We start from the raw sequence: 24,897 nt of genomic DNA, 5'->3' as shown, positions 1-24,897 counted from the left end.
GTAGTTGAAGGGACGAGCCCCTCGCGCAAATGGAGCTTGCGCTGCCGTTGTCGTCCCATCGTGCCGCCGAACTCGGGGGCGTGACGATCGACCACGATGGCCTATTTTTTTGCAAAGCCGAAAGTCCCGATTCCGAAGCCAAGGAAAAAACTCCGACCACAGCGAAGAATAGTAACAACACGGCGACGCGAGCCGCCTTGCGCTCTAGCAGGGGAGGTGCTTGCGGTGCTCTCACCGACACAAGATCGCAAATGGCACGTGGGTGAGCACCAGAACTGGCGACACGCATGGTGATCGGCTTGACTCGCTGGAGGAAGCACAAGGCCTCAGTGGGCGGAGGCGCCAGCGACGGTCGAATACTGACTGGCTGCTCGGGATCTGATCGTTGAAATGACGTAGGATTTGGTTGCTTAAGCCGATCCGAACCATTTCCCGGAGACCACACCCACCATGAACGATCTTGCGCTGCCGCTGAGCGGTTTGTCATCAGTCGGCGGCAAGTCCGTCGTCGCCCGTTTCGACGGCGGCATGCTGTCGTCCAACAGCGGCGTTCTGGCCTTGGCCGAGGTGGAAAAGCGGTTGCGGGTGGCCGAGCGTCTGGCGCGTTGCATCGACGATCCGCGCTGCCCGGACCAGGTCGTCCACAGCCTGGCGGACATGATCGGCTTTCGCATGAAGATGATCGCCGCCGGCTACGAGGACGGCAACGACGCCAACCGGCTGCGCCGCGATCCGGTCTTCAAGATGGCCCAGGATGCGCTGCCGTCGGGTCGGGATCTGGCGTCGCAATCGACGCTGTGCCGGCTGGAGAACCTACCCGGCGTGCGGGAGCTGGTCGCGATGGGACGGGCGATGGTCGATCTCTATTGCGCCTCGTTCCGGCAGGTGCCGAAGCGGATCGTACTCGACATTGACGACACCTTCGACGCTGTGCACGGAGGCCAACAGCTTCGCCTGTTCAATGCCCACCATGACGAGTACGGCTTCCAGCCGATCGTCGTGTTCGATGGTGCGGGACGGTTCGTCAGCGCGATCCTGCGACCGGCCAAGCAGCCGAGTGGGGCTGAGATCCGCCCCCACCTGCGCCGTCTGGTGCGGGCGATCCGGATCAACTGGCCGAACATTCGAATCCTGCTCCGCGGCGATAGCCATTATTGCAACCCGCAGGTCATCGACTGGTGCCGCGCCAACGACGTCGACTTCATCTTTGGCCTCGCGCCCACCACGACCCTGCGCAAGCATGTCGCGGATCTGGAGGCCAGCACGACGGCGCGCTTCGAAGCGTCGGCCAAGACAGGCAAGGTCCGCAGGTTCAAGGAGTTCGTTGACGGCGCCCGCGGCGCGGCCGGGCCGGCAGCACTCAGGCGACTATAACGGGCGCAGAGCCGACCCTGCGGCTTCCAGACATTGTCGTGTACAGCTTCAGACCCTCAAGCCGAGCCCGCAGGGCCTCGCTTACCTTTTACGGGGCGGCGGTACGTCCAAGCCGCTTCAACAGTTAAGAATTTCGCAAAGACGATACCCCCGCATCGTCGAGCTTCCGCTGCCACTTCCCGCATTCGCCGAGGCGGTCAATGACCCGCCCTTCACAATAGTTATCCGGCAAGCATCTGGATGCGAGAGATAATGTTGCCGGAGGCATCTCTCATGGCTTCTACACCTGCCTGAACGCCAGAACCGCGTTCGTGCCGCCAAAGGCGAAGGAGTTGCTCAGTGCCACGCGCACCTTGCGCTCGCGTGCCACATTGGGCGTGACGTCGAGATCGCAATCGGGGTCCAGCTCACGATAATTGGCAGTCGGCGGCACGACGCTCTCGCGGATAGCCATCACGCAGGCGATCAACTCGAGCGCGCCGGACGCGCCGAGGCAATGCGCGTGCATGGACTTGGTAGAAGAAATGGACATTGAGAAGGCGTGCTGACCGAAGACGCGCTTGATCGCCGCCGTCTCGATCTGGTCGTTGGCCTTGGTGCCGGTGCCGTGCGCGTTGAGATAGTCGACATCCTCGGCGTCCAGCCTGGCATCGGCAAGGCAGGCCCGCATTGCTGCCTCCGGCCCCTCGACAGTCGGCGCGACGATGTCGGACGCATCGGCGGAAAGGCCGGCACCGGCAATTTCGGCAAGGATGGTGGCGCCCCGAGCCAGGGCATGCTCGTAGCTTTCCAGCACCGCCATGCCGGCGCCTTCACCAAGCGACAGGCCCTGGCGATCGGCCGAGAATGGCCGGCAAGTATCGGGCGAAAGCACGCGGATCGCTTCCCATGCCTTCAGCACACCCCATATGAGCGGCGCTTCGCTGCCGCCGGCAAGCATCACGTCGGCCCGGCCGAGCCTGATCTGGTCCACCGCGCAGGCAATCGCATGGTTTGCCGAGGAACAGGCGGACGTGACGCCGAACACCGGCCCGCGCAGACCAAGACTCATGCTGACCTGGCCGGCAGCGGCACCCGGCATCGCCTTGGGTACAGTCAAGAGAGCGGCACGCTTACCGCCCAGAAGGATGGCGCGGTAGGTTTGCTCGATCGCATCCCACCCGCAGCCGCCAACGCCCACCGTCGCACCGAAGCGATAGCTATTTCCCTCTTTGGAGGAAAGTCCGGCCTGACGCATGGCTTCGCGCGCCGCAAGCACAGCGAGCAGGCTGAAGCGGTCCATGGAGATGAGTTGCTTGCCGTCGATGTCATGCTCCGGCAGCGCCTTGATCTCGGCACCGATCCTGACCCTCAATTCATGGAGCTCGGAGTTGACGATTGGGCCGATGGCGGAGCGGCCTTCTCGCATCTCTGTCCAAATGGCGGCGGCGTTGGTCCCAAGCCCGCAAATACCGCCAATCCCAGTAATCACGACGCGCCTGTCCATTCACACCCCCTTAGCGAGCAAGCTGCGCACGGCTTCCACCATGTCCCCAACATTCTGGAGATCCGACCATGCCTCGGCCGTATTCATCTCGATCTGGATGCCGTAGGCCTGCTCCAGGTCCCAGAGAACGTCCGCCAATCCCAGTGAATCGATACCGAGCGAAGTCAGTCCCGTGGCAGCCGTTATCTCGCCGCCTGTGGCAGGCGCTATGCCGCCCTCCGACGCGGCGCGCTTCTTGATAATGGCGATTATTTCGTTGGCGAGTTGATCTGCCATCTTGTTCCTTTCCAGCTTGCGTTTTCGGCGTCGTTCAAAACCCGAGTCGCGTCGCGTTGCCAAAATTGCCCCTCATAGAGCCTGTGCGACCGACCAAGCCCAATGCCCATAGGAACCGGACGAGTTCCGGCTTCTGCGGCGTCAGCCCGATGACGAAGAAAAGTCGCCGGCCTCCCGCTTTTGCGCCAGCACATCAAGAATCTGCGTGTAAATGGATAGGAACCGTCGTCAAACGTCAGCTAAACGCTGCGACGGTGGGTGCTGTCAGCGTATTCACTCGGCACCTCATATGTAATCGAGATGTTTCATAGCTCCGGACCAGTTGCGATCAACTATTGTACCGGTCCGCCATTCGTCGGAGAGTTCGACATGATCGGAGCGCTGCCTCTCATTCCCAGTACAATCTCCACCGCACGCGACAGATTTCCTCTTTCGGGCTCTTCTCAAGGGACTCGCCACGCGATAGAGGCAGTGATCGGCGCACGTGAGGTCCTGCCAAGTCCATGCGACATTCCGGAAAATTGGTAAAATCGTTTGTTTCAATCAAATGCATCCACGCTATGGATAGCTAAGACATGCGTTTCAAAGGCTCGATCTGAATCTTCTCGTCGTTCTCGACGCGCTGCTGAGCGAGCGCGGCCTCACGGCGGCGGCACGCCGCATCAACCTAGCCAAATTCATGGGGGTTGGTGGATGTGGCGCAAGCCATTGAAATGACGTAGGATTTGGTTGCTTAAGCCGATCCGAACCATACCACACCCACCATGAACGATCTTGCGCTGCCGCTGAGCGGTTTGTCATCAGTCGGCGGCAAGTCCGTCGTCGCCCGTTTCGACGGCGGCATGCTGTCGTCCAACAGCGGCGTTCTGGCCTTGGCCGAGGTGGAAAAGCGGTTGCGGGTGGCCGAGCGTCTGGCGCGTTGCATCGACGATCCGCGCTGCCCGGACCAGGTCGTCCACAGCCTGGCGGACATGATCGGCTTTCGCATGAAGATGATCGCCGCCGGCTACGAGGACGGCAACGACGCCAACCGGCTGCGCCGCGATCCGGTCTTCAAGATGGCCCAGGATGCGCTGCCGTCGGGTCGGGATCTGGCGTCGCGATCGACGCTGTGCCGGCTGGAGAACCTACCCGGCGTGCGGGAGCTGGTCGCGATGGGACGGGCGATGGTCGATCTCTATTGCGCCTCGTTCCGGCAGGTGCCGAAGCGGATCGTACTCGACATTGACGACACCTTCGACGCTGTGCACGGAGGCCAACAGCTTCGCCTGTTCAATGCCCACCATGACGAGTACGGCTTCCAGCCGATCGTCGTGTTCGATGGTGCGGGACGGTTCGTCAGCGCGATCCTGCGACCGGCCAAGCGGCCGAGTGGGGCTGAGATCCGCCCCCACCTGCGCCGTCTGGTGCGGGCGATCCGGATCAACTGGCCGAACATTCGAATCCTGCTCCGCGGCGATAACCATTATTGCAACCCGCAGGTCATCGACTGGTGCCGCGCCAACGACGTCGACTTCATCTTTGGCCTCGCGCCCACCACGACCCTGCGCAAGCATGTCGCGGATCTGGAGGCCAGCACGACGGCGCGCTTCGAAGCGTTGGCCAAGACAGGCAAGGTCGCAGGTTCAAGGAGTTCGTTGACGGCGCGCTAGTTGGAGCCGCGTCGAGCGCATCATCGCGCGGGTCGAGGTCGGCGCCCAAGGTGGCGATATCCGCTTCGTCGTCACCAACCTTGCCGGTGGGAAGGCCAAGGCGCTCTACGAGGATGTCTACTGCCGGCGCGGCGCGGCCGAGAACCACATCAAGTCGTGGAAGACGCATCTTGCCGCAGACCGCACATCCTGCACCAGAGCGACGGCCAACCAGTTCCGGCTATTCCTGCATGCCGGTGCTTACTGGTTGATGTGGGGCTTGCGGGCCGCGATGCCGAGGCGCTCGAGCTTTGCCGTCGCCCAATTCGACACGCTGCGATTGCGCCTCATCAAAATCGCTGCGCGGGTGGTCGAGATGAAATCGCAAATCCGCCTGCACCTGCCGACATCGTGCCCCGACCAGCGCATCCTGCGCATCGTCCTCGATCGCATCCCCCAACTCGCGACATAACGATGGGGGCAGACGCCCCGAAACGAACCCGTCGACCGCAACCTGCAAACCCTCGCCTGCCATCACGACGGAGCAATCCCGGCGCCTGACGAGGCGCGTGGAAAAGCACCGCAACGGCGACCACAATGTCGCTTCAGGCCGTCAAAAGCTTATCGCCGTGCATCAAGGCGGCTAGAAGCGCGCCGGCAGCCTGGCGGGGGGCTTGGGGTTGGACTGCCGGCGCACGCCACTCATGAAGAGCGGCCCCTTTTTGCGGTTCCGACACCCATAGTCAACCCGGCAGCGTCTGGATGCCCGCTGTGCTCTTTTCAGAGCGGCTCGCGATGCCGGCCATGTCGGCCGATCCTGCCTAGGATGGGGGGCCACTCTCGTCGGCCGAGTTGATGCTCCAGCCAGTATCGCCTTGCCGACCAGCATGGGTTCGCCGTTAGCAATCCATCCTCGCGAGCCAATGCTATCGTGCACGTGTCGCAGCACTCCGGGCGGCTATATCGCCTAAGACAGCATGACGAAGCGTTCCAACTTCCTGTTCGGCGAGCCCGTGTGCAGTTCCTGACTCGGACAGTGGACGAGAATTCTCTTGGCGGTACTGCGCCAGAAGGCATTCGCGTCCAACGGAATCAAGCGACGACTATCAGCCGCAAACGTCACATCACAAGAGCGGTCTTCCACCCATTGCAGATTATCCGACTGATCAGGCGGCGTCCGATATGTCCGACTCTGCCTCAAGAATTCCCACAGGTATGGACAGCGATCTCGCTATCCGATTCCGATAGCCCTTATTGTACTTTAGACCCCGCTCGATGTTTTGGATTTCCTGAGCGGCAAGCCCGCACGCGACCGCGAGGTCCTCGATTGAATACCCAAGGTGCTCACGATAAGCGCGGATGATGTGGGTCCCCTGCGACATAGCCGTCAAGACTGGCTCGGGAATGCGCGAATCCTTCATAAACATCTCCAAGAAGATGGGAGCGCCTGACAAATCGGGAGATTTCCTCCCCGACCCTGGCGCACACCCAGCAAATCAAAAAAATGGACGTCCATTCGGCCGGACCGGCCTCATCCATGGAATGGGCCACTTGAAATTGGCAGCCGGGTCGGAATATGGCGGCTCACCTGCTACTGATCAAGTTCTAAGAACCTGCCCGCCATGAGACGGCCTGATCGGCTGTAGCGCATTCGACCTGCGATCCTACACGACTCATTCTCCCCGATGGCTTTCTTGAACAGCAACTCGAACTCTCACTGACGCCTCCAGTGGCTATTCGCGGCACCGTCCACCCAGCCTCGCGGACGCTGATACCTTCGACCAATTTCCACCGCCGATGCAGCGAAGATGGACAAGCATCGCTACCTATAAAGGTTCACAATCACTCGACCGTGACCGATTTTGCGAGATTGCGCGGCTGGTCTACGTCTGTGCCCATGAAGAGCGCCGTGTGGTAGGCAAGAAGCTGTATCGGCAGCGAGAAGATCATCGGCGCGATAATCTCGTCGACAGCCGGCAGCACGAGCGTGTGCATGGTGTCGATTTTCGATGCGGCTGCCCCTTTTTCATCGGTGATGAGGATAATCCGCCCTCCACGGGCAGCCACTTCCTGCATGTTGGAGACGGTCTTGTCGAAAAAGCGATCATGGGGCGCGATGACGATCACTGGCATGTTGTCGTCTATCAATGCGATCGGACCGTGCTTCAATTCACCCGCCGCATAGCCCTCGGCATGGATGTAGGAAATCTCCTTGAGCTTCAGCGCACCTTCCATCGCTAGCGGGAAACTGGTGCCACGGCCGAGATACAGGACGTCACGACACTTTGACAGTTCGCGCGACAGGGACTCGATCTCCGGCTGGATGCTGTTGAGTACCTGGCCCATGACGCGCGGCACTTCGGCGAGGCTCCTGACGAGCGCCTGCAGCTCGTCTTCGGTTACGGTCCCGCGGGCTCTGGCGGCGCCGATGGCGAGTGCGGCTAGAACGGCAAGCTGGCAGGTAAACGCCTTGGTGGAGGCGACGCCAATCTCCGGTCCGGCAAGGATCGGGAAGACCGCATCGGCCTCCCGAGCGATGGTCGATTCGCAGGCATTGACGATAGCGCCAATTTTCAGCCCACGCTCCTTGCAGTACCTCAACGATGCGAGCGTATCAGCGGTTTCGCCGGACTGCGAAATGAAAAGAGCCGCGGACTGCGGCGACAACGGGATCTCGCGGTAACGGAATTCGGACGCAACGTCGATTTCAACCGTCAGGCGCGCATAGCGCTCGAACCAGTATTTTCCGATCAGTCCGGCGAGATAGGCGGTCCCGCAGGCCGAGATCGCCAAGCTCGGGATCCTGGCGAAATCGATGCCAGAAACCGTGTCGGCGCGATTTTCTATGATGTTGCTATAGTGACGGAGAGCATGGGCGATGACTTCGGGCTGCTCGTAGATTTCCTTCTCCATGAAGTGGCGATGGCTGCCCTTGTTGGCCAGATCGGTCGCGGCCGTGGAGGTATGGCGCGGACGCTCGACGGGATGGCCGTCGAAATCGAAGATATGGGCGCCCGAATTGCCGACAACGGCCCAGTCGCCCTCGATGAGATAGGTAATTTCATTGGTGAAGGGAGCGAGCGCGATCGCGTCGGAGCCCAGGAACATCTCGCCGTCGCCGTGACCGATCGCCAGCGGTGGTCCGTTGCGCGCGGCCATGATGGTCGACGGATCATCTTCGAAGAGGACGGCAAGCGCATAGGCGCCCCTGACGCGTTTCAGCATGGCACGCATCGCCTCTTGCCGCCTCATGCCCTCCCGGCGGTGTCTTGCCAAGAGATGCGCGACGACCTCGGTGTCGGTGTCAGTCTGGAACTCGGCGCCAGCCGCCGCCAATTCGTCCTTCAGCTCGGTGAAATTCTCGATGATCCCGTTATGGACGACGGCGACACCGTCGGTAAAGTGCGGGTGCGCATTGCGTTCCGTCGAGGCCCCATGGGTTGCCCAACGCGTGTGGCCGATGCCGATGTTGCCGCTCAGCGGCTCTTCCTTCAGTCTCCTCTCGAGATTGACGAGCTTGCCCTCGGCGCGCCGGCGGTGCAAGGCACCTTCGGTGATCGTCGCAACGCCGGCGGAATCATAGCCGCGATATTCCAAACGCTTCAATGCGTCGACCAACCGATCCGACACCGGCTGTTGCCCAACGATGCCAACAATCCCGCACATGTTCGTCTTCCCATTCTTGCCGGCAGCTTCAGCCCACGCGAGACGGATACCCATCCGGCCGCTTTCATTGGGGATCTTGTAGTAGTATTCGGTAATATTGGTATAATTGATTGTAGGGATAGCTATCATCCACCCCATGGATAAGCCGCGTTTGGGGCCCTGATCTAACTTCCTCGTTGCGCCTGACGTCCTCATGACCGAACGCAAGCCCACACCCCGCGGCACGAAGGACCAATCGGCCATGCGCGATCATCCCGGCCACGCACCTGACCACGAACCGCCGCCGCTCGTGGTCACGCGGTGATCGGCATGATCACACAGCACTGTAGTTAGGCAGCATCAGCGACGCATGGTCGGCATCGTCATCATCGGCAACGTCGGCGCCGTCGGCATGATTCACGTGTTCGTCACGTTGATCATAATCATCGTCGCCGCCGATCTAGTTTCTGATTGCCTGCCGCTTTGACGCGGCTTTCGCCGGTAGAGCTTAGCCCGCGATGGCCTATCAATACGCTGTTAGTCGGCATAGCCGAAACCGAGAGTCAGGCGGCGCAGGCCACAGAGCACGTTCAGCGACCGTTTCAGTCAGCGCCGGCTTTGTCGGGGTTCGTAACGGTCATCAGGATTCTCGGGGCATGAATGCACTATCACGAAAACGTTGGTTCTCAGTGCTTCGTCCGTATTACTCAAACCCGATTCCCGCAGCGGAAGAACTAGGCGCGTGTCACGTCTTGTACAAGGCACAATAGCAGTGAGAAATGGAGATTGATGCCTGCGCGTTTTCGAATAAGACGATCACCAAGCTGTCACCCGAATTACATCAGGAACTGTCTATAGCCGCCGCCCATCAGGTAGCGGCCACGTTGGATGGCGCGACGCACCTGATCGCGAAGATGGCTACCTGGATGAGACCAATCTTCTTCGACACGGCGTCTCCCGAACAGGGCAATGGCGATCTCCTGATGAGATGCTCCCGCAAGCGAGCCATCCAAAGCCTGGAGCACGATACGCAGACGCGCTCCGCGGGGTTCCGGCGGAAAGCAAGCAGCTGCCAGGCGGCCGCAACCATTGATGTCGTTCAGGAACTGAAGGGCAGCGACATGGAACTTCAGGTGCTGCGGCTGCACGATCGCGTCGACATATAGCCGCAACGGGCGGAGAACGGATGCACCGGAAAGGGCGATCTGCAGACTCCGGCAGTCCTCCCTCAGCAGCACGTGCTGCACGCCGGCAGGTGTCAGCAGGATGTCCTTGCAGCATGAGAGCGAAGGGAGATCAAGCGGTTCAAAATCGTGGTCGAGCCCAACCGGCTCCGCGGCCGCTCGTAGAATACGGGCGCAGTCGCGCGGATCCCAAAAGACCCTTGCCGACGTAGCGTCCGACTGTGGCGCGTCCGCGAAAAAGGAGGCTCCATTGTCTTAGGAAAGATGATCCTGTCGTCAACTCGATTATCTTCATGTCGGCCTGGGCTCCGACAATGTAGGCGGACGGTGCCATTTTGGCGTGGTCGCGCTGGAATTGTGGATTGCGCCGAAGAAACTCCCAGGCCCAGGCAGTGCGTGGCAATCGTCTGGCGTAGTGGTAAGCTTCGTGACGACGCCAGTCCGGCCAGCATACAAGACCGACCGTCGCTTCCTTGGGCAGACCAGCATCCTTCACGGCTCAGGTGTCCACAATGCCGCACGGGCCTAGAACCGGTTGCCACAGTACCGGTCCGCTCAGACGTCCCCTGCTGCGGATGCGCAAAAGGCTCGCGCGGGAAATCTCGAGAAACCCGGCCACCGCCTCCGTTTTGCCGACGGACTTGGGTTGTCCGATGCGCGACAATGGCCACGTCGCGAGGCGAAGGATCCGTTCCATGCGCGTGTCCGTCACCGTTACTATCCGGGTCAGATCCTTGGCCAAGCCGAACTCGATCATGCCCGCGAAGAGCTCGTAGGTTGCCTGGGCCAGTCCGCCCGCTGCCTTGGGCGCCGACGGAGGAAGATCGAGCGCGAAACGACTGCTCTCCCATATGTCGGAGGTCGAGGGCACGACGTCAGCACCCAGCAGCACCGGGAACGTGTCGCGCAACATTGTGGGTCCGGTGCTGGGCAAAAGACGCACGCAACCGCGAATTCGCCAGTCGGATCCCTTGAGGAGCAGATAGACAGGCTTCAGACCATCAAACGGGTCTGTTTCCATCTGGTCTTCGGTATCAACTTCCCAATCCAGCCTTTCCTTGAACACCCGAAACCTCAGCCCGTGCATGTCTTTGAGCTCGCTTGCGAACTCGTCGTAAAGGTCTGGTGTTATCAGCTGCATCATGGTCGCCTCCGTGCGGGATGTGTTCCCGCCATCGAAGGGCAAAGCCGGCAGCGATGCAGCCTGTAGAGGTTTACAGCTATCGTGGCCGACGAATCAGGATCTCGCCTGGCCGGAGGCAGCCAGTCGTGCAACGGCCTGGTTGATCGTTCGAACGCCAAGCTTTGCCTTGGCGTTTTCCAGATGAAAGGTCACGGTGCGCTTTGAGACGCCGAGAAGCTGGCTGATAACCCAAGCCGACTTGCCGCGCGCCGCCCATTTCAGGCACTCGAACTCCCGCGGGGTGAGCGTTACACCATCCACCACGCGATCGTCGGCGAGCCTGCGCCGGACATGGATATGAAAGTTGATGGCCACCAGCTGCAATGCTTTTTCGTAACGTGTCAGTGACCGCAACAGAGGCGGACGGGACTCGTCGGAAGCAAAGGTCAGGGCAGCAAACCGGCCGCGATGATCATGCATGGACATCGTCAGGCCGCCGCGGATGCCAAACTCAGCCGCACTCTCCAGAATTTGTTGCTGCGAATTCGGCAGACAGTGCCGAGCGCGATCCACCCCCCAATCGAAGGTATCCCAGCCTTGCAGCCCGCGCAGGATGACCGGATCAAGACTGTGGTATCGCTGTTGCAGATAACGTGATGTCCAGGATGAAGGATAGTTTGAGATCAATTGCGGGGCGTCGCCGGAGGCCGACGGGTAAGTGAAATAGGCGAATAGCGGAAAATCGAAGCCGGCTGCAGCGGATGCCATTGCCTCACGGAGATCGGCAGCATCAACACTTGCAGACAGTTGCTCGACGAAGTTCTCAAACACGCGATGCATTTGCGCTTTGCGTAACCTCCGTGATCGCTCGATGCCAGGCAGAGACCTTGTTTTAAACGATCCCGGACGGATACAGCGCGTGCCGAGAACCCCGTTAACCTGTTGAAACCCGTGATATTCTGACGTTGTCTATGAGACGTGTACCGCCGAGCCAGGCCGCGACAAGCAAGCGTGCAGGTCGGTCAAGGCTTGTCATCGGTCGCAGATCTGCCTCGTCGCGAAGTTCCAGGTATTCGACCTCGCGATAGCCCGCAGCCAGAATTGCTGCGCGCGCTTCGGCAAGCGTTGGCAGGACGGGCGAGTCGCGGGCAAGCCGCTCAGCCGTCTCGAGCAAGACCGATGATAGCTCGGGGGCAACAGCACGCTCTGCTGGCGAGAGCCGGACATTGCGCGATGATAGTGCAAGACCGTCGGCTTCGCGGACTGTCGGACAAGGAACAATGGTGATTGGAATATCCAGGTCCCGGGCCATACGCCTGACTAGCTGAAGCTGCTGAAAGTCCTTTTCGCCAAAGAAGCCGAAGTCAGCGCTGGTCTGCAGGAAGAGCTTGGCGACGACGGTCGCCACGCCATCAAAATGTCCCGGCCGGAAGGCACCGCACAGGCCCTCGCTGACACCGGACACCGAAACGGTCGTGGCGAAGGCCGCCGGATACATTTCCTCTGCATCCGGCGCATAAAGCAGGTGCGCGCCAAGCGGTGCCAGCTTGGCGGCATCCTCGTCCTCGGTGCTCGGATACGCGGCGAGATCGGCCTGGCTGTTGAATTGCTTCGGGTTGACGAAGAGCGTCACGATCACCCGGTCGGCCTTCTCGAGTGCCGCGCGCACCAGGCTGAGATGGCCCTCATGCAGGACGCCCATCGTTGGCACCACGGCAATCCTCACGCCCTCGCGGCGCCATGCGGCGACAATTTCGCGAAGCTGGGCAACGCTCCTGACAATCGGCACGCTCACGCTGCTTCTCCGCTCTTGGTGGCGTCCGCGTCGGCGGGCTTGCGCGCATCGGCAAACACGTGCTCGGCGGCCGGAAACTGGCGCTCCTTCACTTCCCGCGCATAGGCCGCGATCGCAGCCGCAGCGGCCTCCCCCATTTCAGCATAGCGCTTGACGAATTTGGGCCGGAAGTCGCCGAAGAGGCCCAGCATGTCGTCGACGACGAGAATCTGGCCGTCACAGGCTGCCGAGGCACCGATGCCAATGGTCGGGGTCGCCACCTCCCCGGTGATCCGGCGGGCGAGCGCCTCGGGAACCTTCTCCAGCACGACCGCAAAGGCGCCCGCTTCGCTTACCGCAAGCGCGTCGCGCCTGATGCGCTCGGCATCCCCGCCTCTGCCCTGCACGCGGTAGCCACCGATGGTGTTGATCGACTGCGGCGTCAAGCCGACATGGGCCATGACCGGCACGCCGCGCGCGGCGAGGAAGCGGATCGTCTCTGCCATCGTTTCGCCGCCTTCGAGCTTGACGGCCCCGCAGCCGGTCTCGGCCATGACGCGCGCGGCATTGCGGAAAGCCTGCTCGGGGCTTTCCTCGAAGGAACCGAACGGCAAGTCGACGACCATCAGCGCCTGCTCGAGGCCACGGCGCACGGCCTGGCCGTGAATGATCATCATCTCCAGCGTCACACCGAGCGTCGAGGGCAGGCCGTGGAGAACCATGCCGACGCTGTCGCCGACCAGCACCACATCGCAATGGGGATCGACAAGCCGGGCGACTGGCGTCGTGTAGGCGGTAAGGCAGACGAGCGGCGTCCCACCTTTGCGCGAACGAATATCCGGCGGTGTGATCGCCTTGGTGTCACCAAACGCACTCAATGGACCCTCCTTCCCCAACGTTACCAACCGCGGGTGTCGCGTTTGCCACATTTTTGTGCAAGTGCGAAGAGCTAAAAATGGCCGTGCAGCTGTGCGGTGTTGACGTGCGGACAGGCGCGCTTACACTTAAATCGATTCAGGCGCCCCCGAGCTGGCCAACCACTTTCGCGAACATGGACGATCAGGCAAAAGGACCCAGGAAAGACAGAGCCGCCGTCAAGGCCGACGAAGTCAAAGTGGACCTGATCGCCTTTGTCGTCGCCGTAAACGACAGTGAACCCTGTGTCCTCACCATCGGCCAGGCGGACACCCTTCCCTCCGGACCATTTGCGCTTGAGCACCGATCGCTGCAATCCGGTTTGAGGGGGTGGGTCGAGCAGCAGACCGGCCATCCGCTGGGGTATATTGAGCAACTCTACACCTTCGCGGATCGGGATCGCATCGGCGCCGAGCGCCAGCAGCGCGTCATCTCCATCAGCTATCTCGCATTGACCCGCAAGGAACAGGCAGCTGGCTCGCCCAAGTGCGGCTGGCAGAGCTGGTATGAATATTTTCCATGGGAGGACCACCGCTCCGGCACGCCTCCGGTCGTGCTGGACGTTCTGCGACCGCGCCTGATTGAATGGGCAGACGGCGTCAGCGACGCGGCCACGCGACGTGAACGCTGGCAGCGGGCGACGATAGCCTTCGGCTTCGACGACCGCCTTTGGAACGAGGAACTCACGCTTCAACGCTATGAGTTAGTCTACGAAGCAGGCCTGGTCCAAGAGGCCGGAAGCGGACGGGACGCGACGCTGCCTCCGCTGGTGCCCAGCAAGTCTATGGTCGCCGATCATCGCCGCATCGTGGCGACCGGCATTGCGCGGCTGCGCTCCAAGATCAAATACCGGCCGGTCGTCTTTGAGCTGATGCCGCCGGTCTTCACGCTTTTGCAGCTGCAGCGAACCGTGGAGGCGCTTGCCGGCAGGCTCGTGCGTAAGCCGAACTTTCGCCGGCTGATCGAGCAGCAGGAGCTGGTCGAAGAGACCGGAGAGGCAACCGCGGAGACCGGCGGCCGGCCAGCGAAGCTTTACCGGTTCCGCCACGCCGTTCTCGACGAGAGGGTCATCGCCGGGACAAAATTGCCGCTGGCGCGGGGTTGACATCGCTTATACTCACAGCAAGTATATGCTGGTTATTTTCAACTAGAGTATAAGCTGGAGGGGTCGATGAGCGCCGTGCTGCCTGCGACCGCGTTTCTCTACGAGCGCGTCCGACGAGTGATCCCGCCGATCGAATGGCCGGCTTTCGTCGAGGATATCGAGGCGATCCTTGCACTGAAGCGCGAGCGCAACGCCATCATCCTGGCGCACAACTATCAGACCCCCGAGATCTTCCATTGCGTGGCCGACATCGTCGGCGACAGCTTGGCACTGGCCCGCACGGCTGCGACGATCGAGGCGCAAGTCATCGTGCTGGCCGGCGTACATTTCATGGCCGAAACGGCCAAGCTGCTCAATCCGCAAAAGACGGTGCTCATTCCCGACCTGCGGGCAGGCTGTTCGTTGGCGGAATCGATCACGGCAGAAGACGTGCGCTTGATGCGCCAGCGTTATCCCGGCGTGCCGATCATCACTTATGTCAACACGTCGGCCGAAGTGAAAGCCGAGTCGGATATCTGCTGTACATCCGGCAACGCCAAGGCGGTCGTCCAATCCCTTGGCGTTCCCCAGGTGATCATGTTGCCGGACGAATATCTGGCCCAGAATATCGCCGCCCAGACCGATGTGCAGATCATCGCCTGGAAAGGGCATTGCGAGGTGCATGAGCGCTTTACACCGGCCGACATCCGCGAGTTGCGCGAAAGCCATCCCGGCGTGATCGTGCTCGCGCATCCCGAATGCCCGCCCGACGTCGTGGCTGAAGCAGATTTTTCCGGCTCGACCGCTGCCATGTCCGACTATGTCGAAAGGCAAAGGCCGGCACGTGTCGTGCTGATGACGGAATGTTCGATGAGCGACAACGTCGCGTTAGCGCACCCAGAGGTCGAGTTCATCCGGCCCTGCAATTTGTGCCCGCACATGAAGCGGATCACGCTTGCCAACATCCGCATGGCGCTCGAGCAGAACCACCATATCGTAACCATCGAACCCGGGATCGCCGGGCGCGCGCGGCTTGCGGTCGAACGGATGCTGGCAATTTGAGCGCCGATGTCCGCAGCATCTTCGGGCGGCCGATCATCATCGGCGGCGGCATCGCCGGACTGATGACCGCGCTTCAACTGGCGCCGGAGCCGGTGCTGCTTCTGTCCAGGACGCTGCTGGGAGCTGACAATTCGAGCACGTGGGCACAGGGTGGTCTGGCTGCAAGTTTCGGCGAAGACGACGATCCGGAACTGCACCTGGCCGATACGCTTGCCGCCGGGGATGGTCTCTGCGACACAGACGTGGCGAGCCGCATCCTCCAAGCCGCGCCCAAGGCGATAGAGGGGCTTGCGGGCTTTGGGGTTCCCTTCGACCGTACGTCGAAAGGATCACTGTGCCTCGGATTGGAGGCCGCACACAGCCGACGTCGCATCGTTCATGCGCATGGTGACGGCACCGGGCGTGAGATCATGCGTGCCCTGATCGCGGCTGTGCGTTCCACTCCGTCGATTGTTGTCGTGGAGGGCGTGGAAGCGCGCCGACTGGCGGTGCGAGAGAATGCGATCCGAGGCGTCTGGGCGAGCGGTTCGATAGGACCTGTCTTCTTCGGCTCACGGCGGGTCGTCCTCGCCACCGGTGGGATCGGGGGACTGTTTCTCGACACCACCAATCCTTCGGGCAGTTGCGGACAGGGCCTGGCGCTTGCGGCCCGCGCTGGAGCTGTCCTTGCCGACCTCGAGTTCATCCAGTTCCACCCGACCGCGCTTGACGGCCCGGAACGCCCTATGGCGCTGGTCAGCGAGGCCGTCCGCGGCGAAGGTGCTGCCCTGATCGACGAAACCGGCCAGGCTTTTCTCCAGAGCGTGTCAGGGGCGGAACTTGCGCCTCGTGATGTCTTGGCGCGCGCCGTCTGGAACCATCTTGCCAACGGCCACCGTGTTTTTCTAGACGCGCGGCAACGGCCTGGCCCGGAATTTGCTCGACACTTCCCGACAATCGCATCAGCCTGTCGTGGAGCCGGCATCAATCCCGCGCGCGATCTCATCCCCATTCGTCCGGCCCAACACTACCACATGGGTGGCGTTGCCGTGGACGGCTCCGGTAGGACCTCCGTCAAGGGGCTGTGGGCCTGCGGCGAAGTCGCTTCGACAGGACTGCATGGCGCCAACAGGCTCGCCAGCAATTCCTTGACCGAGGCCGCCGTGTGCGCGCGCTGGGTCGCTGAAAGTGTCGCCGGAACGCCTGCTCGCAGAACAAAGCGTGCGTTTGCGGACGTTTACCCATCGCCCGCGCCGACACCCGTGCGTGTTTTCCTGTCGCGTGCACTGGGCATCGTCCGGGATGGTGAAGGTTTGAAAGCAGCCGCATATACCTTGTTGCCGCTCGCCGAAAGCAAGGACGCGGCCTCGGATCCGGCGGCTGTCGGGCTAATGATCGCGGTTGCCGCCCTGTTGCGCGAAGAAAGCCGCGGCGCTCATTACCGGACAGACTTTCCTCATCATGCGACTGTCGCCCGACGGTCCGAAATCACCCTCGAAGCCGCCTTGGCCGCTGCGCGGGAACTCGGACACTCGCCAAGCCTCGAAGGGGCAAAGTGATGACGCTCTCACCGCTTCCCACGGTCATGCTTGAGCCGCTTGTAAGGGCAGCTCTTCTTGAAGACCTTGGCAGAGCCGGCGACTTGACCACGGAGGCCATCGTGCCGAAGGCACACCAAGCGGGAACCGTGCTGGCGGCGCGCCAGTCCGGAGTTGTCGCCGGCCTCGATCTGGCGATGCTCGCTTTCCGCTTGATTGATCCTGATGTCGAAATTTCGGTGGAGCGGGCAGACGGCTGCAATGTCATGGATGGAGAGGTCATTGCATCAGTGGTTGGCCCTGCCCGGGCCATTCTCACAGCCGAACGGACGGCACTCAATTTTTTGTGCCATCTGAGCGGCATCGCTACAGCAACGGCATCGATCGTCGCTGCGGTTCGTGGATATGGCGCGAAGATCGTCTGCACGCGCAAGACGACGCCCGGATTGCGGGCAGTCGAAAAATACGCCGTGCGCGCAGGTGGCGGATCCAATCACCGCTTCGGCCTCGACGACGCAATTCTGATCAAGGACAACCACATCGCCATCGCAGGCGGCGTTCGCCCGGCGCTCGAGCGAGCACGAAGACGGGCCGGTCATCTCGTCAAGATCGAAGTCGAGGTCGATACGCTGGCCCAGTTGGAGGAGGTACTTGGCTTCGCTCCCGATGCGGTTCTGCTCGACAACATGTCCCTCGCCGATCTTCGCCGGGCCGTCGCAATCGTTGGCGGCCGTGCTATCACCGAGGCTTCTGGCGGGATCGCATCCGATACAGCGCGAGCGATTGCCGCGACCGGCGTCGATCTGATTTCGGTCGGCCGACTGACCCACAGCGCGCCGATCCTGGATATCGGCCTCGACTATTGGGGCTCATGATTGTCTGAGGAACGAACAGGATCGAATCAACTGTCCTTTCCGATCGTCGTCAATCAGACAGCAAAGCAAGGCAGAACCGGAGGAACAGCATGGACATGCAAACAGCCAGTCCAACGCAGACATCGCCACAGGCTCAATCCCCTGACCCTGGAGCGTGGACCCTGGAGAAGGCTCAGGCACTTCACGATGCCCCCTTCAACAATCTCCTCTTCCTCGCGCAAACCGTGCACCGCCAGAATTTCGATCCCAACAAGGTCCAGCTCAGCCGGCTGCTCAGCATCAAGACGGGCGGATGCCCGGAGGATTGCGGCTATTGCAGCCAGTCGGCGCATCACGAGACCGGCCTGAAGGCGTCGAAGCTGATGGAGGTCCGGCGCGTCGTCGCCGAGGCGAAGAAAGCGCGTGACGCCGGCGCAACCCGCTATTGCATGGGCGCGGCCTGGCGAAACCCCAAGGCGCGCGACATGGATGCGGTGGTGGCGATGGTCGAAGGCGTCAAGGCGCTGGGCATGGAGACCTGCATGACGCTCGGCATGCTCGATCGTGAGCAAGCCGCTCGACTGAAGCAGGCTGGTCTCGACTTTTACAACCACAACATCGATACGTCGGAACGCTACTATAGCGAGATCATCAGCACGCGGAGCTTTGCCGAGCGGCTCGAGACGCTCGAGCACGTTCGCCAATCCGGCATCAAGGTCTGCTGCGGCGGCATTGTCGGCATGGGCGAGGAGCCGGTGGACCGGATCGGCATGCTGGTGACGCTGGCCAACCTGCCGGAACATCCGCAAAGCGTTCCGATCAACATGCTGATCCCGATCCCCGGCACCCCGCTTGCCGACGCCAAGCCCATCGAGCCGATCGAATTCGTGCGCGTGATCGCGCTGGCGCGCATCATGATGCCGAAATCGCATATCCGTCTTTCCGCCGGCCGTACGGCCATGACCGACGAGATGCAGGCGCTGTGCTTTTTTGCCGGCGCCAACTCGATCTTCGTCGGCGACACGCTGCTGACGGCGGACAATCCCGGTGAGGACAAGGATACCCTGCTGTTCCGGCGCCTTGGCATCGAGCCGATGGAACTCGAGGCGCAATGAACGGGGCACCGCTTGCCCGCTATGAGGCGACCTTGCAGGGACTGGCGCGCAAGGACCGGCTGCGGACGCTGAAGCCGCGCGCCGGGCGCGACTTCTCGTCGAACGACTATCTCGGGCTTGCCGCCTCCAAAAGACTTGGCGAAGCGGTTGCGGCGGCGATTGCGCGGGGCACGTCGGTTGGCGCCACCGGGTCGCGGCTGTTGCGCGGCAATGCACCGGAACACGAACAGCTCGAGGCAGACGCGGCGGCATTCTTTGGAGCCGACCGCGCGCTGTTCTTCGGCAGCGGCTACATCGCCAACTTCGCTCTGCTGACTGCGCTGCCGCAGAAGGGCGACCTTTTGGTCCTCGATGAGCTCGCCCATGCCAGCATGCATGAGGGGGCACAGGCCGGACGTGCCGAGTTCAAGCTGGCCGCGCACAACGACGTCGATGCTGTCGAGGACGCGATCAAGCGTTGGCGCGCCGAAGGCGGCATGGGATGCGTCTGGATTGCGGTGGAAAGCCTATACAGCATGGATGGCGACTGCGCGCCTTTGGAGAGCCTGGCCGCGCTTGCCGATCGGCACAACGCATTCATGGTCATTGACGAGGCGCACGCGACCGGCGTCTGGGGACCGGACGGCCGGGGGCTGGCCGCCGCTTTCGAGGGCCGCGACAACATCGTCGCGCTCCACACCTGCGGCAAGGCGCTCGGCGCATCTGGTGGGCTCGTGACCGGGCCGAGGACACTGTGCCAGTATCTGATCAACCGTTGCCGGCCATTCATCTACGCCACCGCGCCCTCGCCGCTGATGGCGGTCGCGGCGCGCGAAGCGCTCGCAATGCTCGCCGACGAGCCTATGCGGCGTTTTCAGCTGCATGAACGCGTCGCCCTCGCAGCCCGCCAATTGGTCGATCGCTGCGGCGTGATACCAAGTGGCTCTCAGATCCAGCCCTTGGTGATCGGCGATGTCAGGCGCACCATGGCAGTGGCGGCGCGCCTGCAGGCCCGCGGCTTCGACATACGCGGCATTCGTCCGCCGACCGTGCCCGAGGGCACGTCGCGGCTGCGCATCTCACTGACGCTCAATATCGGCGAAGCCGACATTTCCGCCATGGTCGAGGCGCTCGTCGAGGTGTTGGCCCACACATGACCGGAGGCGACATGACCAAGCGCATCGTCATCACCGGAACAGACACCGGAATTGGCAAGACGGTGTTTTCGGCCGGGCTTGCCGGCCTGCTTGACGGTTTCTACTGGAAGCCGGTGCAATCGGGCCTCGACGGCGAGACCGACAGCGAGGCGGTTGCGCGACTTGCCGGGCTGCCGTCGGGGCGCGTGCTGCCGGAAGCCTACCGCTTGAAGAGCCCGCTTTCGCCGCATCGTTCGGCCGAAATCGACGACGTTTCGATCGAGGCTGCCGATCTTTCGTTTCCGGTCCTGCCGACACCGCTCGTCATCGAAGGCGCCGGCGGGCTGATGGTGCCGCTGAACCGCCGGACAAGGTTCATCGACATATTCGAGCAATGGCAGTTGCCCGTCATTCTGTGCGCCCGCACCGCGCTCGGAACAATCAATCACACCCTGCTGTCGATCGAAGCCCTGCGGGCGCGCGCTATCCCGCTGGCTGGCATCGCCTTCATCGGCGATGAGATGACCGATACGCAACGGACGATCGTGGAATTCGGCGACGTGCCGCAACTCGGCAGGCTGCCGCACCTCGATCCGCTGACGGACAAAACGCTGAGACAAGCGATGATTGCCGGCTTCGACCTCGCTTTGATTGCCGGAGGCGAATGATGACGCAATCCCGTGTGTGGCATCCCTTCACCCAGCACGCGCTCGAGCCGGCGATCCCTGAAATCGTCCTGACTGAAGGCGCCTACCTCCACAAAGCCAATGGCGCGCGCATTCTGGACGCCATTTCCTCCTGGTGGGTCGTCACACATGGCCACCGCCACCCCAGCATTATGAAGGCAATCGAGACGACCGCCTCGAGCCTCGACCAGATCATCTTCGCAGGTTTCACGCACGAGCCTGCCGAATGCTTGGCCAAGGCGCTTGTCGGGCTCGCTCCCGCCGGACTCGACTGGGTGTTCTATTCCGACAGCGGCTCGACCAGCGTCGAAGTCGCGCTGAAGATGGCCCTCGGCTATTTCCGCAACATCGGCGCGCCCCGCTCGCGCATCGTCGTCATGGAGCACAGCTATCACGGCGACACGATCGGCACGATGAGCGTCGGTGCGCGTGGCGTGTTCAACGCCGCCTACGAACCCTTGCTGTTCGAGGTCGACACCATTCCCTTCCCGGCCGCCGGCCGCGAGCAGGAAACGCTGGATAGATTCGAGGCAGTCTCCCGCGACCGGCGCGCCGCCGCGCTGATCGTCGAACCGCTCGTGCTTGGCGCCGGCGGCATGCTGATGTATCCGGCCTCGGTTCTGACCGGATTGAAGAAGATTGCCGAAGCCTCCGGCACGCTGCTGATTGCCGACGAGGTGATGACCGGCTGGGGCCGCACCGGGAGCATGTTCGCCTGCGAGCAGGCATCGATTTCTCCAGATATCCTGTGCACCTCCAAAGGCTTGACCGGCGGCGTGATCCCGCTGGCGGCCACGCTTGCCACCGATGCGATCTTCCAGGCTCATTATTCAGCGGATCGCAAGAAGACGTTTTTCCACTCGAGTTCCTACACGGCCAATCCGATTGCCTGCGCGGCAGCACTCGCCAATGTCGAGATCTGGCGTGACGAGCCGGTGGCCGAGCGGATCGCGGCCTTGAGCGAGAGACAGGCCGCCGGGTTTCGACGCTTTCGCGACAATGCCAACTTCACCGACAGCCGCGCGATCGGCACGATCCTGGCTCTCGACCTGCGCGCCGGCTCTGCCGGCTATCTGGCCGAGATCGGACCTAAGCTGCGGGCCTTTTTCCTCGAGCTCGGCCTGCTTGTGCGCCCGCTCGGCAATGTCCTTTATCTCCTGCCGCCCTATTGCGTCACCGGCGCCGAGCTCGATCGGCTCCATGACGCGATCGAGGAGGCCGGCGAACGCTTCGGCTCAAAGCCATGAGCAGGTTGTCGCGCCTTCTCGGGTTTGGCCATCATGCGCCTGGCCGAAAGGTGGCGAATGCCGAAATTGAGAACAATCTCGGCCTCGAACCGGGCTGGATCGAGCGGCGTACTGGAATCCGGTCGCGCTTCTGGGCAACGGACGAAGACACGCTGTCTGGTCTTGCTGCGCAGGCCGGCGCCATGGCGCTGGCCAGCGCCGGCATTGCGCGCCACGACATCGGTCTGCTGCTGCTTGCCACCTCGACGCCCGATCACCTCCTGCCGCCCAGCGCGCCCCTGGTCGCACATCGGCTGGGGCTCGGCCGCGCCGGCGCTGTCGATCTGACCGGCGCCTGCGCCGGCTTCATCTATGCGCTGATGTTTGCGGACGGATTTACCCGCCTGCACGGCAAAGCGAGCCTTGTTATCGCCGCCAATATCCTCAGCCGCCGCATCAATCCCTCTGAGCGCGCCAGCGCCGTGCTGTTTGCCGATGCCGCCGGCGCCCTCGTGATCGGTCCGTGCGAGGATACTGATCGGGGGATTCTCGGTGCCTCCGTGGATTCGGACGGCTCGCGATACGGCCTGATCCAGATTCCCGCAGGAGGAAGCAACAAGCCGTTCCACGGTAACCTCGACCTCGCGCAAACCCGAATGACGATGACCGACGGCCGCGAAGTGTTCGCAAAGGCCGTCGAGATGATGACCGATTGCTCGACAAGCGCGCTAGCCGCTGCCGGAGTGCGACCGCAGGATGTCGACCGGTTCGTGCCGCATCAGGCCAATGCTCGCATTTTCGATGCGGTCGGGCGAAACCTCGGCGTTGCCGATCACCTGATCGTCAAAACGATCGCCGAATATGGCAACTCTTCCGCCGCGACGATCCCGCTCTCACTGTCGATCGCCAATCAAGCGGAGCCGTTTCGGCCGGGCGAGAAAATACTCCTGGCGGCGGCAGGTGCGGGACTCAGCGGCGGGGCGCTCGTCGTCGGGATTTAGCCCAGCGAAGCTGCTCAACATCAGGACTGACTTTGTGAGATGAATAGGACAACGGGACCAATGCGAAAATAGTCGCCGGCAAGCTGCACGGCATCCACGTCACCGAGCAAAGCTCAACTACCACGGTTCGATACTGCTCGACCCTGACCACGCGAAGAACCCGGGATCCTGCCAATGGATTCGTGGAGACATGGAGCAAGACTTCCGGCGCACGAATCTCGACCTATGTCATCCTCGGCGAGCGCGGCTCTCGATGCTGCATCCTCAACGGCGCGGCCGCCCGGAACCTGCCAGCCCACTCCATCCATCTGGACGAAGCGCACATTCCTGTCTGAAGCCGCGGATCGTTACGTTCGTCATCAACAATGTCGTCGGCTTCTCGCCGATGGCAATGCGCTGACGCGGACGGCGTTGACGATTACATCGGCAGGGGCGCTTCAGCAGAACTTTCGCCGGTTGATGGAGCAGCAGGAACTGGTGGAGGAGACCGGCGAAAGTGCATTTGATACCGGCGGTCGGCCGGCGAAGCTTTATCGCTTCCGCCACCATGTCCTCGACGAAACGGAGGTCGCCCGGACAAAATTGCCGCTGGCGCGGGCTTGACATCCTTTATACTCAACGTAGAAATATCCCTTATAATCAATTCGATTATAACGAGAAATTCATTCGCACCGTCCGAACCCACGGTCTCGCTCGGGAAGCCCGTATGGGTGGATCGAAGTGATCTTGGAAATGAAACGCCCGAGGACGGGCTTTCAACCTTTGTCGTGAAGGAGGTGCCGCGCGCCTGGGCCAATGCCTTGCGGCAACGGTGAAGGATGTATACCGCCAGTAAACGCGTGCGTCAAAGTCTCTGTCGAATGTACAGTTCGTATAAATGTGCAATACGTTCGATTTGTGCAAGTAACACTTGGAAAAGTGCTGCATAAAAGAAACGTCTAATTATATAAAGCTGGCAAGCTAAACTTTAAACTTGCACAATTGAGCGTGGGGCGCCCTGTTCCAGGGCGCCTTTTTTAAGGATTATCATTAGACTCTCTCCCGGGGGAACTGTGGGTGAAGAAACAACGCATCGTCCTGCTGGCAGCTGTTTTGGCGTCTGCCTTTGGCTTTTTTTGCTGATCCTGATCCTGCAGATGGTCAGTTTTTTGGTTGACTAGGCACGCGCAAGCGGGATGGATCGCGCAGAGACACGCGGAAGTTTTTTCGCCAGCGAAACCCCGACGACCTGATGGGGAGTCGCGCCAGCAGGGTGGGAGCCACGTCCAGTGCCACCGACCATGCGAGATGCCGATTGTTGGCGCGTCTGTCAGTTCGCGCGGCCATATTCATTCTGGTGCCGATCTGTTGCCTTTTCTGCTTTTCCCATGCGTTTTAGGCCGAGCCAATTTGTGAAGCGGGCGGTCAATGGATCTGCGCCTCGCGATTGCCTGCCGTTGCCTGATTGATCTGGGCGGGATAATCTGAGAGCGAACGCTGCAACCGCGGTTCGAATTGCGCGAAGTTGAACCGGACTTCATCCGCGGTCAGGAACTGGTGGGTTGCGCCGGGAAAGCCGGCGACCATCACAAGGTCGCCTTCCTTGACGCCTTCACAGGCTATGGGTAGCCAACTCTTCGGCCGGTAAGGCACATTGTCGCGCGCATATGGCCGGGAGGAACCATCAGGAGCGACATAGGCGCGATAAAAGCCGAAGTGGCCCGTGTGGCGCAGCCACATCCAGTTGTCCGTTTGGCCGCCGAAGTTGCCGATGCCGAGCGCGGGCGCATAGACGAGGCGCACGTCCTCAATTTCGAGCTTCTGGAGGAGATAGTAGGAGACGCCGCCAT

The 24,897-nt window shown here is 61.8% G+C and carries 21 protein-coding genes and 4 pseudogenes; 14 read left to right on the top strand and 11 right to left on the bottom strand.

The annotated features are described in order from the left end of the window. Positions 1 to 450: 450 nt before the first annotated feature. Positions 451 to 1,335 (top strand): annotated as a pseudogene (locus NKI08_RS22785) (IS1380 family transposase); the annotation flags it as partial. 168 nt (positions 1,336 to 1,503) lie between these two features. Beyond that, positions 1,504 to 1,668 (top strand): annotated as a pseudogene (locus NKI08_RS22780) (LysR family transcriptional regulator); the annotation flags it as partial. Here NKI08_RS22780 and NKI08_RS22775 read toward each other — a convergent pair. After that, positions 1,655 to 2,860, bottom strand: a complete 1,206-nt coding sequence (locus NKI08_RS22775; protein ID WP_352453892.1) for a beta-ketoacyl-[acyl-carrier-protein] synthase family protein — start codon at positions 2,858 to 2,860, stop codon at positions 1,655 to 1,657. The pseudogene NKI08_RS22780 and the gene NKI08_RS22775 sit on opposite strands and share 14 nt — an antisense overlap. Continuing rightward, a complete protein-coding gene (locus tag NKI08_RS22770) occupies positions 2,861 to 3,136 on the bottom strand; it encodes an acyl carrier protein (RefSeq protein WP_352458906.1) in 276 nt (91 codons plus the stop codon). 764 nt (positions 3,137 to 3,900) lie between these two features. On the opposite strand from NKI08_RS22770, the pseudogene NKI08_RS22765 reads away from it, so the two are divergent. Further along, positions 3,901 to 5,239 (top strand): annotated as a pseudogene (locus NKI08_RS22765) (IS1380 family transposase). Positions 5,240 to 5,933: 694 nt separating this feature from the next. Here NKI08_RS22765 and NKI08_RS22760 read toward each other — a convergent pair. The 8 genes from NKI08_RS22760 to panB form a co-directional block, all read right to left on the bottom strand. Next, positions 5,934 to 6,149 (bottom strand): helix-turn-helix domain-containing protein, encoded by a 216-nt coding sequence (locus NKI08_RS22760; RefSeq protein ID WP_352453550.1) that lies wholly within the window; start codon positions 6,147 to 6,149, stop codon positions 5,934 to 5,936. Positions 6,150 to 6,609: 460 nt separating this feature from the next. Further along, entirely contained in the window at positions 6,610 to 8,433 is a 1,824-nt protein-coding gene (gene glmS, locus NKI08_RS22755; RefSeq protein ID WP_352772263.1) for a glutamine--fructose-6-phosphate transaminase (isomerizing), read from the bottom strand. Positions 8,434 to 9,248: 815 nt separating this feature from the next. After that, a complete protein-coding gene (locus NKI08_RS22750) occupies positions 9,249 to 9,560 on the bottom strand; it encodes a DUF2285 domain-containing protein (protein WP_245278728.1) in 312 nt (103 codons plus the stop codon). Between the two features lie 157 nt (positions 9,561 to 9,717). Next, on the bottom strand, positions 9,718 to 10,092 hold the full coding sequence (locus NKI08_RS22745) for a transcriptional regulator domain-containing protein (RefSeq protein WP_352496584.1): 375 nt from the start codon (positions 10,090 to 10,092) through the stop codon (positions 9,718 to 9,720). Positions 10,093 to 10,095: 3 nt separating this feature from the next. Continuing rightward, positions 10,096 to 10,740: an acyl-homoserine-lactone synthase gene (locus NKI08_RS22740; RefSeq protein ID WP_352764637.1), complete on the bottom strand. Its 645-nt coding sequence runs from the start codon at positions 10,738 to 10,740 to the stop codon at positions 10,096 to 10,098. A gap of 93 nt (positions 10,741 to 10,833) precedes the next feature. Next, complete coding sequence (locus tag NKI08_RS22735) at positions 10,834 to 11,559, bottom strand: LuxR family transcriptional regulator (RefSeq protein WP_352496586.1); 726 nt, start codon at positions 11,557 to 11,559, stop codon at positions 10,834 to 10,836. Positions 11,560 to 11,653: 94 nt separating this feature from the next. Then, positions 11,654 to 12,514: a pantoate--beta-alanine ligase gene (gene panC / locus NKI08_RS22730; protein ID WP_352772260.1), complete on the bottom strand. Its 861-nt coding sequence runs from the start codon at positions 12,512 to 12,514 to the stop codon at positions 11,654 to 11,656. Further along, positions 12,511 to 13,371, bottom strand: coding sequence for a 3-methyl-2-oxobutanoate hydroxymethyltransferase (gene panB / locus NKI08_RS22725; protein WP_352772257.1), 861 nt, complete (start codon positions 13,369 to 13,371; stop codon positions 12,511 to 12,513). Before panB ends, panC begins: the two co-directional genes overlap by 4 nt. A 173-nt stretch (positions 13,372 to 13,544) precedes the next feature. Between panB and NKI08_RS22720 the strand changes: the two genes are divergently transcribed. From NKI08_RS22720 to NKI08_RS34730, 11 genes and pseudogenes are all read left to right on the top strand, one after another. After that, positions 13,545 to 14,513, top strand: a complete 969-nt coding sequence (locus NKI08_RS22720; RefSeq protein ID WP_023722073.1) for an NUDIX hydrolase — start codon at positions 13,545 to 13,547, stop codon at positions 14,511 to 14,513. Between the two features lie 66 nt (positions 14,514 to 14,579). Next, positions 14,580 to 15,554, top strand: coding sequence for a quinolinate synthase NadA (nadA, locus tag NKI08_RS22715; protein WP_352610560.1), 975 nt, complete (start codon positions 14,580 to 14,582; stop codon positions 15,552 to 15,554). Next, a complete protein-coding gene (locus NKI08_RS22710) occupies positions 15,551 to 17,092 on the top strand; it encodes an L-aspartate oxidase (RefSeq protein ID WP_352772254.1) in 1,542 nt (513 codons plus the stop codon). Before nadA ends, NKI08_RS22710 begins: the two co-directional genes overlap by 4 nt. Then, the gene (gene nadC, locus NKI08_RS22705) at positions 17,092 to 17,946 is read left to right on the top strand and encodes a carboxylating nicotinate-nucleotide diphosphorylase (RefSeq protein ID WP_352458523.1); all 855 of its coding nucleotides are present in this window, start codon (positions 17,092 to 17,094) and stop codon (positions 17,944 to 17,946) included. Before NKI08_RS22710 ends, nadC begins: the two co-directional genes overlap by 1 nt. 95 nt (positions 17,947 to 18,041) lie before the next feature. After that, positions 18,042 to 19,040, top strand: a complete 999-nt coding sequence (bioB, locus tag NKI08_RS22700) for a biotin synthase BioB (protein WP_352772442.1) — start codon at positions 18,042 to 18,044, stop codon at positions 19,038 to 19,040. Then, positions 19,037 to 20,176: an 8-amino-7-oxononanoate synthase gene (locus tag NKI08_RS22695; protein ID WP_352772249.1), complete on the top strand. Its 1,140-nt coding sequence runs from the start codon at positions 19,037 to 19,039 to the stop codon at positions 20,174 to 20,176. Before bioB ends, NKI08_RS22695 begins: the two co-directional genes overlap by 4 nt. A gap of 11 nt (positions 20,177 to 20,187) precedes the next feature. Further along, the gene (gene bioD, locus NKI08_RS22690) at positions 20,188 to 20,823 is read left to right on the top strand and encodes a dethiobiotin synthase (protein ID WP_023679599.1); all 636 of its coding nucleotides are present in this window, start codon (positions 20,188 to 20,190) and stop codon (positions 20,821 to 20,823) included. After that, complete coding sequence (locus NKI08_RS22685) at positions 20,823 to 22,088, top strand: adenosylmethionine--8-amino-7-oxononanoate transaminase (protein ID WP_352772246.1); 1,266 nt, start codon at positions 20,823 to 20,825, stop codon at positions 22,086 to 22,088. Before bioD ends, NKI08_RS22685 begins: the two co-directional genes overlap by 1 nt. Continuing rightward, complete coding sequence (gene bioZ, locus NKI08_RS22680; protein WP_352772243.1) at positions 22,085 to 23,068, top strand: 3-oxopimeloyl-[acyl-carrier-protein] synthase BioZ; 984 nt, start codon at positions 22,085 to 22,087, stop codon at positions 23,066 to 23,068. Before NKI08_RS22685 ends, bioZ begins: the two co-directional genes overlap by 4 nt. A 68-nt stretch (positions 23,069 to 23,136) precedes the next feature. Then, entirely contained in the window at positions 23,137 to 23,403 is a 267-nt protein-coding gene (locus NKI08_RS22675; RefSeq protein WP_352772439.1) for an aspartate 1-decarboxylase, read from the top strand. A 103-nt stretch (positions 23,404 to 23,506) separates the two neighbouring features. Then, a pseudogene (locus tag NKI08_RS34730) lies at positions 23,507 to 23,671 on the top strand (NrtR DNA-binding winged helix domain-containing protein); the annotation flags it as partial. 801 nt (positions 23,672 to 24,472) lie between these two features. On the opposite strand, the gene NKI08_RS22665 reads toward NKI08_RS34730, so the two are convergent. After that, positions 24,473 to 24,897: S46 family peptidase (locus NKI08_RS22665; RefSeq protein WP_352772241.1), on the bottom strand; the 425-nt coding region annotated here is incomplete at its 5' end.

The organism is Mesorhizobium sp. M0768 (assembly GCF_040320195.1).
Taxonomy (GTDB): domain Bacteria; phylum Pseudomonadota; class Alphaproteobacteria; order Rhizobiales; family Rhizobiaceae; genus Mesorhizobium.
Note: the sequence above shows the minus strand (reverse complement) of the source record. Positions and strands in the feature narration are given on the sequence as shown.